This is a genomic window from Pseudomonas sp. C32, from assembly GCF_030417915.1.
GTDB lineage: Bacteria > Pseudomonadota > Gammaproteobacteria > Pseudomonadales > Pseudomonadaceae > Aquipseudomonas.
Genome location: NZ_JAUHUK010000003.1, coordinates 307721 through 324453 on the forward strand (window position 1 = coordinate 307721; position 16733 = coordinate 324453).

Here is a 16733-nt window from a genome sequence, read left to right on the forward strand (position 1 = left end):
CATGCAGATTGGCGATCATCTCGACGAAGGAATGACGGTATGAAAGTTCAGGTTCTCCTGGTGGCAGCATTGATGCTCACTGGGTGCGGCACGGTCCAGACAGTCGTGCGCGGTGACGATGTGGCAGTGAAAAGCCTCAAGGAGCAGAAGAGTTACTGCGGTGCGGTTCCACGAATTTACAGCGGTGTGACGTACGACTTTTGCGCGTTGAACGCTCCGCTGCAGGATGGAAGGGACGACCAGAAACATGATTTTGCTCCGGCCATTGTGCTGATCGACGTCGTTGTTTCCGCTGCGTTCGACACCTTGTTGCTGCCCTACACCATCTACCGCCAGCAGGCCGATGGCAGCATTATCATCAACGAGTAACCCTGATTCTCAGGCAAGAAAAAACCCGCCGAAGCGGGTTTTTTCATTCAGGGCTGACGATCAATCATCGCGACCCATGATGCCGAACAGCTGCAACAAGCTGACGAACAGGTTGTAGATCGATACATACAGGCTGATGGTCGCCATGATGTAGTTACGCTCGCCGCCATGAATGATGGCGCTGGTCTGGAACAGAATGCAGACCGAGGAGAACAGCACGAAACCTGCGCTGATCGCCAGTTGCAGGCCGCTGATCTGGAAGAAGAAGCTGGCAACCACTGCACCCAGCAACACGAAGAAACCTGCAGTGATAAAACCGCTGAGGAAACTCATGTCCTTGCGGGAAATCAGCACATAGGCCGACAGGCCGCCGAATACCAGAGCGGTCATCGCGAACGCCGAGCTGACGACTTCAGCGCCGCCCTGCATACCCAGGTAACGGTTGAGGATCGGGCCGAGCAGGAAACCCATGAAACCGGTCAGGGCAAATGCCGACACCAGGCCCCAAGCGGAATCGCGGAGTTTGTTGGTAAGGAAGAAAAGACCGTAGAAGCCGATCAGCACCACGAAAATATTCGGGTAGCCAACACGCATCTGCTGGGCAACGTAGGCCATCACACCGCTGAAAGCCAGGGTCAGGGCGAGCAAGCCATATGTGTTGCGCAGGACGCGGCTAACCTCTAGCTGCTCAGCCTGCACGCTGTTATTCACTGCGTAATCCTGTTCGCGCATGGCGACACTCCTGTTGGTTTGAAACGTTCAGTCGCAAAGATCATAACAGACACCCTGTAACAAGCTATGCAGAGAGTTTGACAGTGTGTTTCATTCAGGTATTATGGCGCCCGCAACACAAACGGAGGTGTGGCCGAGTGGTTTAAGGCAACGGTCTTGAAAACCGTCGACTGTAACAGGTCCATGAGTTCGAATCCCATCGCCTCCGCCATCTTTATACGACAAAGCCCTGATTATTCAGGGCTTTGTCGTTTCTGGGATCGGGCAATCCGGTGTGCCATCAGAGCGATCGTTTCCGTATCTTTCTGGCTATTTCCGAAAACCAATTCGCTCTCGAAGCGGGGAGCCGCAGATGTCGTCGAAAACGTATTAGCGTTAGTCACTCACATAGCGGTCACGGCCTTGCTGTTTGGCTTGGTAAAGCAGTTGATCGGCACGGATAAGCATGGCCTGAATGTTGTCTTCAGGCCCACGCCAAGCGGTGACACCTATGCTACAGGTGACGCCAATACGTGTTCCGGCATAGTCCAGCGTCGAGTCGCGCAGGATCTGCAACAAGCGCTCGGCCATCGTATGTGCGCCCGTCAAGTCGGTATTTGGGAGCAGGATGAGGAACTCTTCCCCGCCGATGCGGGCGACCAGGTCATGTTGACGCACAACCTGGTTAAGTAGCTGGGCAAAAAATTTCAGCACCTCATCTCCCCCGTCATGGCCGTAGGTATCATTGACCCGTTTGAAGTGGTCGATATCCAGCATCAATATGCACAACGAACCGGGGGTGCGGATTACCCTGGCCAACTCCGCCTCTGCCAGTGCCATCGCCTCCCGTCGGTTGTACAACCCGGTAAGAAAGTCGCGGGTCGCCGCTCGATGCTGTATCCCGTAGGCGTCAATCAATTTCCCCGACAGCCAAATGATCAACAGCACACTGGCAAGCATGCCAACCAGCATTGACAACCCGAGACCATTCCAGCTCAGGAACAGTGACAGGAAACTCGGTGTCAGGATTTCACTATAGAACTGCAGATGCAGGGCATGTTGTGGGTCCTCTATGTCTCGGACAAAACGCTCCTGGCCTTGCTCCTCGGAAATGTGTGTCGTGGGCCAGTTGGCGGCTGTGACAGGAATCAGATCTGCCTTGTCGCCGGTGAAATGAATGTCGACATACAAGGGGGGTTCATGGCCGTGGCTCACAGCGACATGCACGATAAGCGCATCGACAAACGCCGGTCCGATCGCCGAGCGCGGCGGCAGTGGTAACGGCTGTAACCGGGTCTGTGTTTCCCGGATCACCGCGTTACGCCCGCTGCAGCTGTAGCCTAGAAGTTGTCGACTGGTCATCTGAATGCCGCCATTCGTCAGGCGCATTTGTGGTGCCAGCGGACTGGGCAAATCCGCTACGTGATTTATGGGTACTCGCGATGTGTACTGAGTCAGCTCTTCGATACCTTCAGTCAGGGTCTTTGTAGCGCGCCGCTGCTCGGCAATAGAGTGGTCTGGCAGACACCCGGTCGGTAGGGGATTGGCCCGAAGCAGTGAAAGTTGCAGTTCATGGGTCGCCAGTTGGCGTACCAAAGTGTCATAGCCCCAGCTGCTTCGATGAGCCAGCAATGCTTGCTGCCCCTCCAATAGCAGAGCGCGCTGACGGTGATAGCGGTCGGCCACCCCGATAACGGCGATAACGATCAAGATTGTCCCTATAATCCAGCTGCCAACCTTGACGGCGCGCGCAGACTCGATCACCCACCTCATGATTGCCTCTCCAAAATGGCATTTGGGGAAACCTGTCTTGCGCTCCTGTTACCAAGCATCTGACCTCCTGCTCTCGCCAATGGGCTCATTGGTTGCAGCATAGGCACGGCGCAGGGTTCTCACTTCAAATTATTGTCCTTTGGCTGTACTGACGACCAGCGACCGACCGTTTGTGGACGGTAGAATTCAACCTGATGCGACAGGGTAACTTTGGGTCGACTGCAGCGCTTCGCGAAGGCAACAACAGCCAATAGCGCCACGCTCGTCCCTTGCACCCCATATTGGGGACTGAAAAGACCTAATCCATTGCTTTAAAAGAAATACCATCACTATTGATGGTGGCAAAAAATACATTTTTTTGTGATTTCGCAAACGATAATCCGCGGCTTCCAGCGGAGGTTTTGCGCACAACAATCCTCTCTCCCTGCCAACTTTTTGCCCCTTCCCCTACCCGCCCCGATCAACACCCGCTGCTACGCTAAAATCTCCACGGAGGATTTCGCTTTGCCAAACTCTGACCTGCTCCCTTCCCTGCTCTACAAGCTCAACGAAAACCAGCTCGCCCTGGAAGCCGCCATCATGGAGCTTTCGAATTGGGTCGAGCAGAGCGGATCGGCCGACGTTGCTGACAACGTGCGTGACGCCCTGGAAGTCATCGATAGGAATGAAGAGTTCATCAAAATGACGCTCGCCGTGATGATGGCGCCGGAGTGATTACTATCGATTGCAGCCCTTCGCACAGGCATCAGATGTCCAATAGCGACCTACCGTGGCCCCGCGCCTCCAATGTAACCGTGACTTTCTCCTGACAAAAAATCCGGCGCCAGGCGGGACTCTTTGGTTAAGCTATACGCTTCACGCATGGAGAGCATTTATGAAGTACACAACAATTTTTCTGGCTACCGCTTTACTAGGTGGATGCTCCTCGTACAGTGAGCGCGGTACCGGTGAAGGCGGAAGAGAAATAACCAACAAGGGCTACACCGTCCGTTGTGATGCAACGCCGGCCAATCAGCCAGGTTGCTACACGCCACCACCATCGTGGTCTTGGTGGCCCTCAAACAACATAAAGTTTAAATTGGGCGCAAACTGACGCGTTTCTCACATCCTACAATGATGACGCCGGATTGATTTTGCAGTATCAAAGCTTGGGATGCCGCGTAATTCAACACAATCCGTCCATCGCAGTAGTGAGTCACCGATTCAACGCTGGTATTCTCGCCGCCACGTTCGCCAGGCATTAAGGGGTGCGGGCGAAAATAGCCAAATTCTGCCCTGCTCCCTGCCCGACTGTTCAAACTCAATGAAAACCAGCTCGCCCTCGAAGCCGCCATCATGGAACTTTCGAACTGGGTCGAGCAGCACGGATCGACGGCCGTCGCCGACAACGTGCGCGGCGCCCTGGAAGCCATCGACAAGAAAGAAGCATTCATCAAGATGACGCTCACGGTGATGATGGCGCCGGTGTGACAGTAATCGGCAAAGCAGCCATTCGCATACGGGCTCTTCACGGCACAGATCAAGTGGGGGCGATGGTCAAAACGGCCTACAGTGAAAATTGGCACCTGAGGTGCTGGATATGTGCTCTAGGAGTTCGCCACCGTCCGTTAGGATCTCAGCTCACTAACGGAACAGGAGTGCGGTTCGTGAGCAAGTACAGTTCAAGCGTCGACAGCGTTCCCAAGGGCATATTGCTAATCAGCGCTGCTGTATTTCTCCTTTCTCTGGCCGATGCAGCGGTCAAATATTTTAGCGCCAGACTACCGCTCTGGCAGTTGTTCCTCATCGTTTCCTGTCTGTCGGTTCCCACTCTTGGAGCCTGGCTAGGCAGGGACATCAAATCGGGTCGACACGCAATTGCTTCGGTGTTTTAGGTGACAACCAGGAGCATTCTGCTGTTGTTAATGTGGGTAACGTACTACTCGGCATTACCGTTGATACCGTTATCAGTGGCTGCCCTGGCAATCTACACGACTCCCCTTTTCATAGCGCTTTTCTCCACACTTTACGGAGTTGAGCCATTATCACTGCGTGGTTGCGTGGCTGGGTGGCGATGGGAATAGGTTTCATGGGTGTCTAGAAAATCCGGGGCGATTCACCTAGACAGAATCGAGCGTCAGTTTTGGGTCGATTTCTGCCCATCGTGACAGGCAAAAAACGGCCAGAAGTTGACTGTCGATTTCGTCTGAGGCACATGCATGTGCATGTGCATGTGCATGTGCATGTGCATGTGCATGTGCATGTGCATGTGCATGTGCATAGCATTTGACCAACGGCTTATTAGGATTAAAGTCTAAGGGAAAGATCGACCCCGTCAGTCTTTGATCCGCAACGGCTAGCGCCACGCAGTTTCCTCAATGGCAAGTGAAACGGAGTATTGCTCATGACCAAATACCTTCGAATGATGGCAATGATTTCAATACTCGCGATCACGGCGGGCTGCCAAATGGGTCAATCAAGTTCCGCCTCAGATGTGAAGGCTGCTAACGCGCAAATGAACCGCGACGCGAACGCGGCGTTACAGAGTTTGTATGCCAAAACGCCGCAAGCGCGAGACCTCGCGCGGCGAGCCAAGGGTATCCTCGTTTTCCCTGATGTGCTGAAAGCGGGCCTCATCGCCGGCGCACAGCATGGCGAAGGCGAATTGATTGAGAACGGAAAAGTCACGGGATACTACGCGACCACAGCAGCCTCATACGGCCTTCAGGCGGGCGTGCAGCGGTTTGGATACGTGATGTTCTTCATGACCTATTCAGCGATGAACGATCTGAAAAATGTTAATGGATTCGAGGTCGGCGTGGGCCCAAGCATCGTGGTCGTGGATTCAGGCATCGCCAAGTCGTTGACCACTTCAACGGCTCATTCCGATGTCTATGCGTTCATCTTTGATCAAAAGGGCTTAATGGCCGGGCTGGGATTGCAGGGTTCAAAGATTACCAGGCTCAATCGCTGACGCCGTCTGCATGTCGCTTACACAGAATTCAGTTGTGTTGTATCGACCTGCTGAATTCACAATCCCTGGCTGCCCTTAGCGGAGGTCAGCGGCGGCATAGACGATGACTTGCGGCATATTGGTTTCCTTCAATTCAACAGAGTGGTTAGCGCTGTGGGCCCGACGATCCACAAGAAGTCAGCGACTCGGTTATCACTGACGTAACGCTTGCGAATTAACGAGATCCCGAGGCCACTGACCTTCGAGCCCCACCAGCAAGTTGTCCAAGGCACGCTTGGCCATTGCGTCGCGGGTGTCATTTGTTGCCGAGCCAATGTGAGGGACCGTAACGACGTTTTTCAGCTTAAAAAGCCTGGAATCTGTTAGTGGCTCTTTCACGTAGACATCCAGGCCAGCGCCCCGAATCGTCTTTTCCTCAAGCGCTTGGATGAGCGCGTCCTGATCAACCACCGGACCACGAGAAACGTTGATCAAAATGCCCTCTGCCCCGATCAGCGCCAGCTCTTTTTGGCCGATGAGGTTTCTCGTCTCTGCGGTCAATGGCACGACCGGACAGACAAAATCAGACTCGCTTAACAGCTGTTCCTGCGGGACAAATCTTGCGCCGAGCTCTTGCTCCAGCTGTGGTTTACGAGTTTTGCCGCTGTACAAGATATTCATGCCGAAGCCGAAACGTCCTCTGCGAGCGATGGCCTCTCCGATTTTGCCCAGGCCGATAATGCCCAAGGTCTTTCCATGCACATCACATCCAAAATGGGAGGCGTCGATTGTTTTTGACCAATTCCCATCTTTTGTCCAAGCATCAAGCTCTGGGATACGTCTCGCTGTGGCGAGGATCAGGGCAAAAGCGAGATCGGCAGTGGTTTCGTTCAGCACATCTGGTGTATTGGTCAACATGATCCCTTTGCTATTGAGATAGCTGAGATCATAGTTGTCGTAACCCACCGAAATGCTGGAGATGATTTCAAGGTTTTTAGCCGACGCCAGCTCAACTTCACCCAGACGACGATTCCCACCGATCAGTCCATGAGCGTTGGGAAGGGCTGCTTCAAACTGAGCATCCATGTCACCAATCTCTGGGCTCATGATGACGATGTCGTACTTATCTGCGTAAGGCTCTAGCATGCTGGGTGAGACTCGGCTGAAGGCCAGGATTGTCTTTTTCATGACGCTTTATTCCACCTGCCTCAAGTTCAATTGGCGCCGTTATCTGACTTCAAATAGGTTTTTGCCCATTCGCGGTAGTTGTCCGAAAGTGTGTATTTTGAAAGCAGCTCAGCGTCAGGGCGGCAACGCCGGCCTTCTGTAACTCCGTGACTGTTCGCATCACATTGAGCGCGTTTCCGAATCCATGGTCGGCATCCCCAATGATTGGGATTTGACTGGCGCGTCCGACCCTGGAAACCTGCTCTGCATACTCATCGAGCGTGAGTAACGAGATGTCCGGGGCACCAAGCACCTGGAACGAGGCGACCGATCCACCCTGGATAGCGACTTCAAAGCCAAGGTCAGAAGCCATTCGAACAGAGATCGGATCGAACACCGATGCCGCAAATTTACAGACGGCGCCATGAAGCAAATCACTGAACGCCTGTCTTAGTTCATGATGAGATCGCTCAATCATTTTTCTGCTCCATCACATTTCAACTGAGTACATCGCTGAATCGTCCTGCGAGAACGAGACATAAATTGGCTACCGGTCATTGCGCCCTATTCGAAGAGGAATGACCGGCAAGCGATGCCGACTACTTTTGCGCTACCAGGGCTTTACGCTCTGCCTTTTCGTTTTTCATTGCAGTAATTTCACGCTCGCAGGCCTCGACATCGAACGAGTTGTCCCACTTGGCAATCGCGATGGTGCCGATACCGTTGCCGATCAGGTTGGTCACGGCTCGCGCTTCGTTGAGGAATCGGTCAATGCCCAAAAGCAGGACAAGGCCTACCAGCGGAATTGAGTGGATGGTTGTGAGCGTTGCCGCCAAGGTGATGAATCCGGCACCCGCTACCCCCGCAGAACCTTTCGAGGTCAGCAAAAAGACGCCCAACAGGATCATCTGATCCACAAATGTCAGCGGTGTATTGGTTGCCTGCGCGATGAAAATCGCCGCCATGGTGAGGTAAATGCAGGTGCCATCCGCATTGAAGGCATATCCAGTTGGTAGCACCATGCCCACCACTGACTTCTTGCAGCCCAGCTTTTCAAGTTTCACCATCATTCGCGGAAGTACGGCTTCGGTTGAGCAGGTGCCAAGCGTGATGAGAATTTCATCTTTGAAATAACGAAGAAATTGCATGAGCGGCATGCCCGACCATCTAGCAACCGTGCCCAGCACTACCACGATGAAAATCAAGGTCGTGATGTAGAGCGCGACCAGCAACTGGCCCAGTGACAGCAACGTACCAATCCCGTATTTGCCAATGGTAAAAGCCATGCCGGCACCGGCACCAATCGGGGCCAGACGCATTACCATTGCCACGATCTTGAACAGCCCTTGCAGAAACAGATCGATGGTATTGATCAGCGGCTTGCTGGTTTCACCCATTTGAACCAGAGCAACACCCATCAAGACCGACAGCAAGATGACCTGAAGCATGACGCCATTCGAAAACGCGCCGATGAAGGTGTGCGGGATGATGTTAAGAAAGAACTCAACGGTGCCGCCCTGCTCACTCGCGGCCTGGCTGTACTTGTTGATTGCACTGGCGTCCAGCGTGGTAGCGTTGATATTCATTCCAACGCCTGGCTTTGCGATATTGACCACGATGAGGCCAATGACCAGCGCAATGGTTGAAAGGATTTCAAAGTAGAGCAGCGCTTTGACGCCAATCCGCCCAACTTCTTTGATGCTGCCCATCTTGGCAATACCAACGACGACGGTACCGAAAATAATGGGCGCCAACAGCATCTTGATCAGTTTGATAAAGCCATCAGCAAAAGGCTGGAGCTTGGCTCCGATATCGGGGACGAAGTAACCGATTGCGGCACCGATCACAATGCCGATCAGCACCTGCACATAGAGCTGGCTGTACCAGCGGGACTTGGAGATTTCCACGGAAGCACCTCATTTTATTTTTGTGATGGGCGTGTGGCGTGGCGTCAGCGGATGACGCCGGATAACTGTGGCCTCAAGGGCAGAGGCCACAGTTCGGGGCTATCAGCCCTCGCCCAGCTCGCGCATAACTGCGTACAGAGCTGACTTGGCTTCGAAGCCAACACCTGGGATGTCAGGAAGGCCTACGTAGCCGTTTTCAACCTGTATGCCGTCAGCGAACCCACCGAATGGCTGGAATACGTCTGGATAAGATTCGTTACCGCCCAGATGCAGGCCTGCAGCGATGTTCAGGGACATCTGGTGACCACCGTGCGGCACTACGCGGCGAGAAGACCAACCCATTTCTTCCATCACCTTCAGGGTGCGCATGTACTCCACGAGGCCGTAGGACAATGCACAGTCGAACTGTAGGTAGTCGCGATCAGGGCGCATACCACCGTGGCGCAGCAGGTTACGAGCATCCTGGTGGGAGAACAGGTTTTCACCAGTAGCCATTGGTAGTTCATAGTGATTTGCAAGTTCAGCCTGCAATGCGTAGTCCAGCGGATCGCCAATTTCTTCGTACCAGAAGAGGTTGTACTTCTTGATGGCCTCTGCGTACGCAATACCTGTTTTCAGATCGAAGCGACCATTGGCATCGACAGCCAGTCGACGACCGTCACCCACCACTTCAAGTACTGCTTCGATACGACGGATATCTTCGTCCAGTGGCACCGCGCCAATCTTCATTTTGACGACGTCGTAGCCACGATCCAGATAGCTCTGCATCTCTGCCTTGAGCTTGGTCTGGTCTTTGCCCGGATAGTAATAACCACCCGCCGCGTAAACCCAAACCTTGTCATCTGCCACGCCGTCGCGGTAACGGTCGGCCAGCAGGCGGTACAGTGGTTTACCTTCGATCTTTGCAACGGCATCCCACACGGCCATATCAATGGTGCCAACGGCAACTGAACGTTCGCCATGGCCACCTGGCTTTTCGTTGGTCATCAGGGCCTTCCAGATGGCGAACGGATCCAGGTTGTTGTTCTCATGGTCGATAAGAGTATCCGGATCAGCTTCCATGATTCGCGCCAGGAAGCGATCACGCATCAAAGCGCCTTGACCATAGCGACCGTTGGAGTTGAAGCCGTAACCGATGACTGGTTTACCATCGCGAATCACATCCGTGACAACAGCGACGACCGAACAGGTCATTTTGGAAAAATCGATGTAGGCATTGGCGATTGGAGAAGCAATCGAAACTGTTTTTTCACGGATGTCTACGATACGCATGACGGGTTCCTCTTGTTGTTGGTGGCCCAACGTTATGCTTTGCGATGGGACTCGCCCAATGCTATTAATGCCGCGCCCTATGCACAGGAGGCATTGCCCTTGGAACTCGTCTGGCTCGAAGATTTTTCAGCGCTTGCGGAATACGGCAGCTTTGTTCGTGCCGCAGAAGCGCGGCACGTTACTCAGCCGGCATTCAGCCGCAGAGTCCGTTCACTGGAGAATTGGATGGGCGTACAGCTGTTCGTTCGCACCCCTCAAGGGGCGACCCTGACCGAAGCCGGGAGGCAAATTTTGCCAAGTGCTCAGGAGGCAGCCAGGCGCTTGTACAGGATGCGCAACGAAGCTCAAGAGGTGGCGGGAATGGCCGCTAAATCCCTGCACTTCGCTGCAACTCACTCCCTGTCGTTTACATTTTTTCCACGGTGGCTTCGCAGCACAGAAAACGGTGCTCCAATCGAGGCTGTGCAACTGCACTCCGATAGCATGGCTGTCTGTGAGCAGATGCTGATACATGGCCAGGTTCAGTTTCTGCTCTGCCACCGCCACCCCGACGTTCCACCATTACTGGCCCCTGATCAGTTCATTGGCAAGAAGGTTGGAGAGGACGTTCTCGTTCCTCTGGCGAGTGCTTCCCTCAACTTCGGCAATTCCCCGGCGGCATTGCCCTACCTCGCTTACACCCATGAGTCCGGACTGGGGCGTATCGTCGCTCACCGACTGCATGGCAAGGAAGATTACCTTCACCTCAAACCACTTTTCAGCAGCCACCTTGCGGCAGTGCTGATGTCCATGGCCTTGGAGAGCAAGGGTGTCGCATGGTTACCGAAAAGCCTGACAGAACAGGAAATGGCTGACGGTCGGCTGGTCAGGGCACTCGACGAAAGCTGGGATATTCCCTTGGAAATTCACCTCACTCGTCCCACAGCCCCAATCAGTCCCTCTGCCGAAGAGTTCTGGGCCAAGCTAGGCGACTAGACACATTGGGCCGCAGCCAGTCTTCATTCGCCAAAGGCGTTCTGGTGCCAAAAAATCCAATACGCCACGATTCGTGAAGTGTTTGATCACTCAATCGCCATTGTTTGAGGCTAGTCATCTAATTACGCTCGGGGCCGCGATTTTTCCAACAACAGCTAGTGCGGCCTGGCGATGTTTCATCGTCATTGACGGTAGTGCAGACCTGACGCGCGCCGTCTTTGGGGGAATCATGCGGGCAATGGCGTTGAAGGCGGGAATCGTTGGAGTGGTAAGGGTCAATCCCAGCCCTTCGTGAAAGGCAGTACTCGGCCAACGCCCGCAACCAAAAAGACCACTGATCTCTCTTTGGAAATACTTGCTGCCTCATAGGGCGCGTATCGAAAATTGATTGTCGCCCCCCATGTACCTTTTGGACTCAACCCCGAAAAGGTGGGTCAGTATCTCCAGAAAACCGGCGTTACGAGCACCAACACCGTCAGGATTTCCAGTCGCCCTAGAAGCATTCCGACGGTCAGTAGCCATTTGGCGGCATCCGGCAAGGTTGAGAAATTACCTGCCGGCCCAATGATCGTGCCAAGCCCTGGCCCGACGTTACACACAGCAGTAGCAGCACCGCTCAACGCCGTTGTCCAATCAAGCCCAATGAGCGCTAAACCCAAGGCAATGGCGGCAATGGTAATGGTGAAGAAAAACGAGAAGGTTAACAGTGAGCGCACGATCTCCTCGTCAATGGGATGACCGTTGTACCTCTTCTGAATCACGGCTCGAGGATGGATCAACTGCTTCAAACTGCTTACCAGTAGCGCGGCAGCCACCTGAAAACGGAAGATCTTGAGACCGCCTGCGGTGGAGCCGGAACATCCACCGACGAAGGTCAGATAGAAAAAGAGCAAGACAGCGAAACTGCCCCATAACGTGTAATCGCCAACCGCAATTCCGGTGGTTGTAACGATCGAGGTCACGTTGACCGCCACGATACGAAACGCATCCCACCATCCGTAATCGCTGTGAAAACACAGCCAGGTTCCCACCGCCAGCGAGGTAACAATCAAGAAACCAAGAAACCCGCGTACCTGGTGATCTTGAACCAGCGCACGCCGATCGCCTCGCAATGTCGCGACGTACAACGTGAACGGCAGGCTACCCAGAATCATGATGGCCACTGCCACCCAGTGAATCGCTGGTTGCGCCCAATGCCCAAGTGAAGCGTCCGACGTTGAAAATCCCCCGGTGGAGATCAACGACATTGCGTGGTTGACCGCTTCAAATGGCGTCATTCCAGTGAGCCAGAGCGCCAGCGCTCCAATGCCAGTTAGCCCCAGATAGAGCAAAAGAATGTACTTGGCTGCGACATGGGAACGCGGTGTCACTTTCTCCGACCAGTCTGAGGACTCTGTCTGGAACAGACGCATGCCGCCTACTCGCAACAGCGGAAGGATCGCCACAGCCATGCCGATAAAACCGATGCCTCCCAACCAATGCAGCATGGAGCGCCATATCAACAAGCCGGGAGATGCGGTATCCAGGCCGGTGAGTACGGTCGAGCCAGTGGTTGTGATGCCGGACATCGTTTCAAAGAAGGCGTCGGTGTAGCTGATATCGCTGATGAACACCATCGGCAACGCTGCGAAGCTGCACACAACGACCCAACTGCCAGTCGTCAGCAGATACATATCCCTCGGCCGAAGCTGACCCGTATCCGGGCGCCCCCGCACAATCAACACGAAGCCACAGATGAAGGTAATCAAACTCGACCAGAGAAAGGCCGACAGATCGTCGCTACGCTCATAGGCCACCAGTGTGATCATGGGAATAGCCATGCTTATGGCCAGCGTGATCAGAAAAATGCCTAAGATGAAGCCGATAAGCCGAATTGCGGCAAGGGACATAACCGTAGCGTTCCAAATGAGCACCACGCAGTATCGGATGCCCAACCTGCAGGCCCCGTAAATTTTTCGTAAAACCGTGATAGGCAGTACTCGCCCCATACGACGACAGCAAACTGTCCGATGCTGGTTGCTTACAAATGCCCGTAGATGGCACAGGCAAATCGGGCGTCACCTGGCCTGACGCGACGGATAAATACCGGCAAGCCGCGCTATCACGACCCCCACATAAAAGACGCCTGAAAATTCCTCCACCATCACCAGTGAGCGAGCGTGGTTGGTCAACGGAATAACATCGCCGTAACCGGTGGTAGTAAGCGTTGTGAAGCTGAAATAGATCAGCTTAAAGAAAGTGCCGGGTTGTCTGAAATCGAAGTTGCCAGGTCCGAAGGAGCCAGTGGCGGAAATCTCGACCAGGGCATAGATGAAGGACCAGACAAAGGCCAGCATGATGTAGCCAGCAAGCGCGCCATGCAGTTTGTCGGCTGTAATTGGCCCGCGCTTGAGAAGGTAGCGAAGCACTCCGCTGAACGAAACCGCAAGAGACGCCGCATAGGTTATCCCGGCAAGTTCAAGCGTCGCGATGCTCTCCGTCCACAAGGCCGCCCATTGAAGGCCAATCCCAAACAACGCCAGGCACAGTTTGAAGATGAACCCCGACCGGGTCTGCCTGGTGGCAAACGCACCCACGAGCAGCACGGCCGAAAACAGAATGCCGAGCAACGTGCGAGCAATCAACCCCTCCTCCAGAAAGGGAAACAGAAGGATCAACCCGAGCAAGAGCAACAACAGATAAGTGCAGGGCCCCAGCCCTATCACCATCTGAGCTAAATCCGCGTCGGAATCGGCTTTATCTTGCAGATGTGTCATACCGTTTTCCCTAATGCCGAAGCAACGCTCGATACCTGATGTTACACGGGTGAATTCTGATCTTGCTTCAGAATAGTTGGGAGTGAAGCGCTAGTCGCGTATACCTGTAAGAGTTTTCGACCTGACTGGCAGCTTCACACCCAGCAAAAAACGCCCTCTGCTACGCTGAAGTCTCTACGGAGAATTCACGGTAGAAAGTGCAGTTCTGCTGCCTTCTTTGCGATCAACTTCATGATTGAAGTCAACACCCTACTCACCGAGGGCAGGCAAAGTTGTACGCCGCAGGAAAATTGGGTTAAGCCCGAATCGGCGCCAATGCGACGGGCTATTGGTCCCCTACCCGTAGATCTACTTAAACAGATGACCCTATGAAAGACTCCATTCGCTACGCCGACTACATGCAGATGATCGGCGCCGGTCGCCGCGAAATACCCATGCGAGAAATGGTATCCGCACCGGTTCGCAATGCCGATGGCCACTGGCAGGCCGCTCCTCACAAAGCTGCAAAATTGCGCGGAGTCGAGGTCGCCGCCATCCTCAGGCCCTACCTCAATGTCCGGCTGAAAGAGCAGCTTCGCGCCGTGGCGCCGTTAGCGATGTACCTCGTACTGTTTCAGATCATCATCCTGCGCCAAGTGGTGGAGGACTCGCTGATTGTCGCGGGCGGCCTGTTCGCTGTGATCGTCGGACTGATGCTGTTCATGGAAGGGCTGAAACTCGGCCTGATGCCGTTGGGCGAAATAATTGGCAGTAACCTTCCGCGTAAGTTATCCCTGCCTGTGGTGTTGCTGATTACCCTGTTGCTGGGCATCGGGGTGACTTTCGCTGAACCCGCTATCGGGGCGCTGCGCGCTGCGGGGCAGAACGTTTCTGCAGAGCGTGCGCCCTACCTCTGGGCGTTACTCAACCAGTGGACCGGCGAACTCGTCCTGGTTGTGGGGGCCAGCGTCGGCCTGGCCGCTGTAACCGGTACGCTTCGGTTTCTCTATGGCTGGAGCCTGAAGCCGCTGATCTATTTAGCGCTGGCACCTGTGCTGCTGTTGACGGTTTACATGACCCGGGACCCTGAGCTTGCGAAGATTATTGGCCTGGCCTGGGACGCTGGCGCGGTCACCACCGGGCCGGTCACCGTACCGCTGGTGCTGGCGTTGGGTATCGGCATTGCGGCTGCCGCTGGCAAGGGCGGCTCCGGTCTGTCCGGGTTCGGCATTGTCACCCTGGCCTCGCTGTTTCCCGTCATGGGCGTCATGCTGCTCGGCCTGTACGTGGCGGCGCTCTCCTCGCCAGCGGAAATAATCGTCGCAGCGCAGGCCATGACCGGCGCCGGACAACTGGCTGCACCCTGGCACACGGTCAGCCCCGGACTGGAGGTTGTTTCGGGGCTGCGAGCCATTGTGCCTCTGGTGATATTTTTACTGATCGTGCTGAAACTTCTGCTGGGCCAGCGCCTGCCACGACGTGGCGAGATTTTCCTCGGCATTGCACTGACCGTAGCCGGCATGTGTGTGTTCAATCTCGGGTTGACGTACGGCCTGTCGAAACTGGGTGGGAGTGCGGGTTCGCTGATTCCGGCGGCCTTCATGAAAACCCCTGGCACAGAAGACTCTCCGCTTTATATGTATCAGGTGGGACTGGTACTGGCCTTGGGTTTCGCCTGGGTGCTCGGGTATGGGGCGACCATTGCCGAACCCGCGCTCAATGCGCTCGGCGTCACAGCAGAGTCCCTGACCAATGGTTTTATCCGCAAGCGCAGCCTGATCCGCGCAGTTTCAATAGGCGTCGCCTGCGGTATTGCGGTGGGCGTGGCCAAATTGGTATTCGACCTGCCTTTGGTCTGGCTGGTGGTGCCGCCCTACCTGTTTGCCGTGGTACTGACGTTTTTTTCGACGGAAGAGTTTGTCAATGTGGCTTGGGACAGTGCGGGAGTCACCACTGGGCCGATCACCGTTCCGCTTGTTCTTGCCATGGGGTTGGGACTGGGCAATGCCACCCACGCAGTCGAAGGTTTCGGCATTCTCTGCATGGCATCCGTTGGTCCCATCATCAGCGTCATGCTCCTGGGACAGTGGGCGCGCTTTCAGTCGTGGAAACAGACAAAGGCTGCCGCGCAACAGCCGGCAAATACATTATTGAGCACGGGAGAAGCGGGATGAAAGCTGACGGGATTACCTACCTGACTGATGTGGCACTGATCACCTGCATTGTTCCCGTCGGTCGCGCCGACCAGGTGATCCGTGCGGCCCAGGGTATGGGCGCGCCAGGCGCCATTGTCTACCACGCCCACGGTGTAGGCCCCCGCGAGCGGCTCGGTTTGCTCAGCGTTGCTATCGATGCGGAAAAAGAAGTGGTCAGCCTGCTGGTGGCGGTCGACTACCAGGACGCGGTACTCGAAGCCATCTACCACGCCGCCAACCTGAATGTTCCCGGAGCGGGAATGATCTATGCGACACCGGTGGAAAAAGTGGCCACCTACATTCCCCGCGAAATGCTTGAACAGGGGAATATCTCGTGAGCGTGGTGACGGCGTGTATACCGGGTGGGGCTGCGAAACTTATCACCTGCGTGTTGCCGGACGATGGTACGGAGCGCAGGCTATTGCAGTTGTTGCGCGATACACATGGCATTACGCGCGCGGACAGCGTTAGCTGCCGCGGTGTGCCCGTGCTGCAGGCGGCTCAAGCTCCCCGTCATGAAGTGCCCGAGGCGGTACTGTCCCGACTAATCAATGTGGTGGTGGATGAGGCCGAGGCCGAAGCGGTATTCGAATTCATCTGCGCCCACGCCGGGCTGACCGAGCCAGGCCGGGGTTCGGTGTACATGATTGCGTTAAATTTCGCGACGCCCATGGCTATGCCTGCTGGCGTCGCGTAA

General features: G+C 55.0%; 16 protein-coding genes, 1 tRNA gene and 1 pseudogene. 10 read left to right on the forward strand and 8 right to left on the reverse strand.

Going from position 1 to position 16733, the window contains the following annotated elements:
* Positions 1-39: 39 nt before the first annotated feature.
* Positions 40-369, forward strand: coding sequence for a YceK/YidQ family lipoprotein (locus tag QYH43_RS05230; RefSeq protein ID WP_095057772.1), 330 nt, complete (start codon positions 40-42; stop codon positions 367-369).
* Positions 370-429: 60 nt separating this feature from the next.
* Here the strand turns inward: QYH43_RS05230 and QYH43_RS05235 are convergent, their stop codons facing one another.
* Positions 430-1101: a Bax inhibitor-1/YccA family protein gene (locus QYH43_RS05235; protein ID WP_095057771.1), complete on the reverse strand. Its 672-nt coding sequence runs from the start codon at positions 1099-1101 to the stop codon at positions 430-432.
* Between the two features lie 123 nt (positions 1102-1224).
* On the opposite strand from QYH43_RS05235, the gene QYH43_RS05240 reads away from it, so the two are divergent.
* Positions 1225-1312: transfer RNA gene (locus QYH43_RS05240), tRNA-Ser, on the forward strand.
* A 164-nt stretch (positions 1313-1476) separates the two neighbouring features.
* Here the strand turns inward: QYH43_RS05240 and QYH43_RS05245 are convergent.
* Positions 1477-2853, reverse strand: coding sequence for a GGDEF domain-containing protein (locus QYH43_RS05245; RefSeq protein WP_095057770.1), 1377 nt, complete (start codon positions 2851-2853; stop codon positions 1477-1479).
* Positions 2854-3357: 504 nt separating this feature from the next.
* Here QYH43_RS05245 and QYH43_RS05250 point away from each other — a divergent pair.
* The 4 genes from QYH43_RS05250 (at position 3358) to QYH43_RS05265 (ending at position 5806) form a co-directional block, all read left to right on the forward strand.
* Complete coding sequence (locus QYH43_RS05250; protein ID WP_095057769.1) at positions 3358-3567, forward strand: hypothetical protein; 210 nt, start codon at positions 3358-3360, stop codon at positions 3565-3567.
* 561 nt (positions 3568-4128) lie between these two features.
* Positions 4129-4323 carry a hypothetical protein gene (locus QYH43_RS05255; RefSeq protein WP_301156596.1) on the forward strand — a complete coding sequence of 65 codons (195 nt, stop codon included), beginning with the start codon at positions 4129-4131 and terminating at the stop codon, positions 4321-4323.
* A 176-nt stretch (positions 4324-4499) separates the two neighbouring features.
* On the forward strand, positions 4500-4727 hold the full coding sequence (locus tag QYH43_RS05260) for a hypothetical protein (RefSeq protein ID WP_095057767.1): 228 nt from the start codon (positions 4500-4502) through the stop codon (positions 4725-4727).
* A gap of 509 nt (positions 4728-5236) precedes the next feature.
* Positions 5237-5806 carry a YSC84-related protein gene (locus QYH43_RS05265; protein WP_095057766.1) on the forward strand — a complete coding sequence of 190 codons (570 nt, stop codon included), beginning with the start codon at positions 5237-5239 and terminating at the stop codon, positions 5804-5806.
* A 192-nt stretch (positions 5807-5998) separates the two neighbouring features.
* Here the strand turns inward: QYH43_RS05265 and QYH43_RS05270 are convergent, their stop codons facing one another.
* The 4 genes and pseudogenes from QYH43_RS05270 to QYH43_RS05285 all read right to left on the reverse strand — a co-directional run bounded on the left by QYH43_RS05270 (position 5999) and on the right by QYH43_RS05285 (position 10131).
* A complete protein-coding gene (locus QYH43_RS05270; protein ID WP_095151313.1) occupies positions 5999-6973 on the reverse strand; it encodes a D-glycerate dehydrogenase in 975 nt (324 codons plus the stop codon).
* A gap of 88 nt (positions 6974-7061) precedes the next feature.
* Positions 7062-7430: pseudogene (locus tag QYH43_RS05275) on the reverse strand (isocitrate lyase/phosphoenolpyruvate mutase family protein); the annotation flags it as partial.
* Positions 7431-7551: 121 nt separating this feature from the next.
* Entirely contained in the window at positions 7552-8859 is a 1308-nt protein-coding gene (dctA, locus tag QYH43_RS05280; protein WP_095057764.1) for a C4-dicarboxylate transporter DctA, read from the reverse strand.
* A 102-nt stretch (positions 8860-8961) separates the two neighbouring features.
* Entirely contained in the window at positions 8962-10131 is a 1170-nt protein-coding gene (locus QYH43_RS05285; RefSeq protein ID WP_095057763.1) for a mandelate racemase/muconate lactonizing enzyme family protein, read from the reverse strand.
* 99 nt (positions 10132-10230) lie between these two features.
* Between QYH43_RS05285 and QYH43_RS05290 the strand changes: the two genes are divergently transcribed.
* Positions 10231-11106, forward strand: coding sequence for a LysR family transcriptional regulator (locus QYH43_RS05290; protein ID WP_301156572.1), 876 nt, complete (start codon positions 10231-10233; stop codon positions 11104-11106).
* Between the two features lie 434 nt (positions 11107-11540).
* On the opposite strand, the gene QYH43_RS05295 is transcribed toward QYH43_RS05290, so the two are convergent.
* Positions 11541-12995 (reverse strand): TrkH family potassium uptake protein, encoded by a 1455-nt coding sequence (locus tag QYH43_RS05295; protein WP_301156573.1) that lies wholly within the window; start codon positions 12993-12995, stop codon positions 11541-11543.
* A 168-nt stretch (positions 12996-13163) separates the two neighbouring features.
* On the reverse strand, positions 13164-13862 hold the full coding sequence (locus tag QYH43_RS05300) for a potassium channel family protein (RefSeq protein WP_095057756.1): 699 nt from the start codon (positions 13860-13862) through the stop codon (positions 13164-13166).
* 368 nt (positions 13863-14230) lie between these two features.
* Between QYH43_RS05300 and QYH43_RS05305 the strand changes: the two genes are divergently transcribed.
* The 3 genes from QYH43_RS05305 to QYH43_RS05315 are packed head-to-tail and all read left to right on the forward strand — an operon-like array spanning position 14231 to position 16733.
* Positions 14231-16015: a DUF1538 domain-containing protein gene (locus QYH43_RS05305; RefSeq protein ID WP_301156574.1), complete on the forward strand. Its 1785-nt coding sequence runs from the start codon at positions 14231-14233 to the stop codon at positions 16013-16015.
* Positions 16012-16374: a P-II family nitrogen regulator gene (locus QYH43_RS05310; protein ID WP_095057754.1), complete on the forward strand. Its 363-nt coding sequence runs from the start codon at positions 16012-16014 to the stop codon at positions 16372-16374. Before QYH43_RS05305 ends, QYH43_RS05310 begins: the two co-directional genes overlap by 4 nt.
* Positions 16371-16733: a hypothetical protein gene (locus QYH43_RS05315; protein WP_095151315.1), complete on the forward strand. Its 363-nt coding sequence runs from the start codon at positions 16371-16373 to the stop codon at positions 16731-16733. Before QYH43_RS05310 ends, QYH43_RS05315 begins: the two co-directional genes overlap by 4 nt.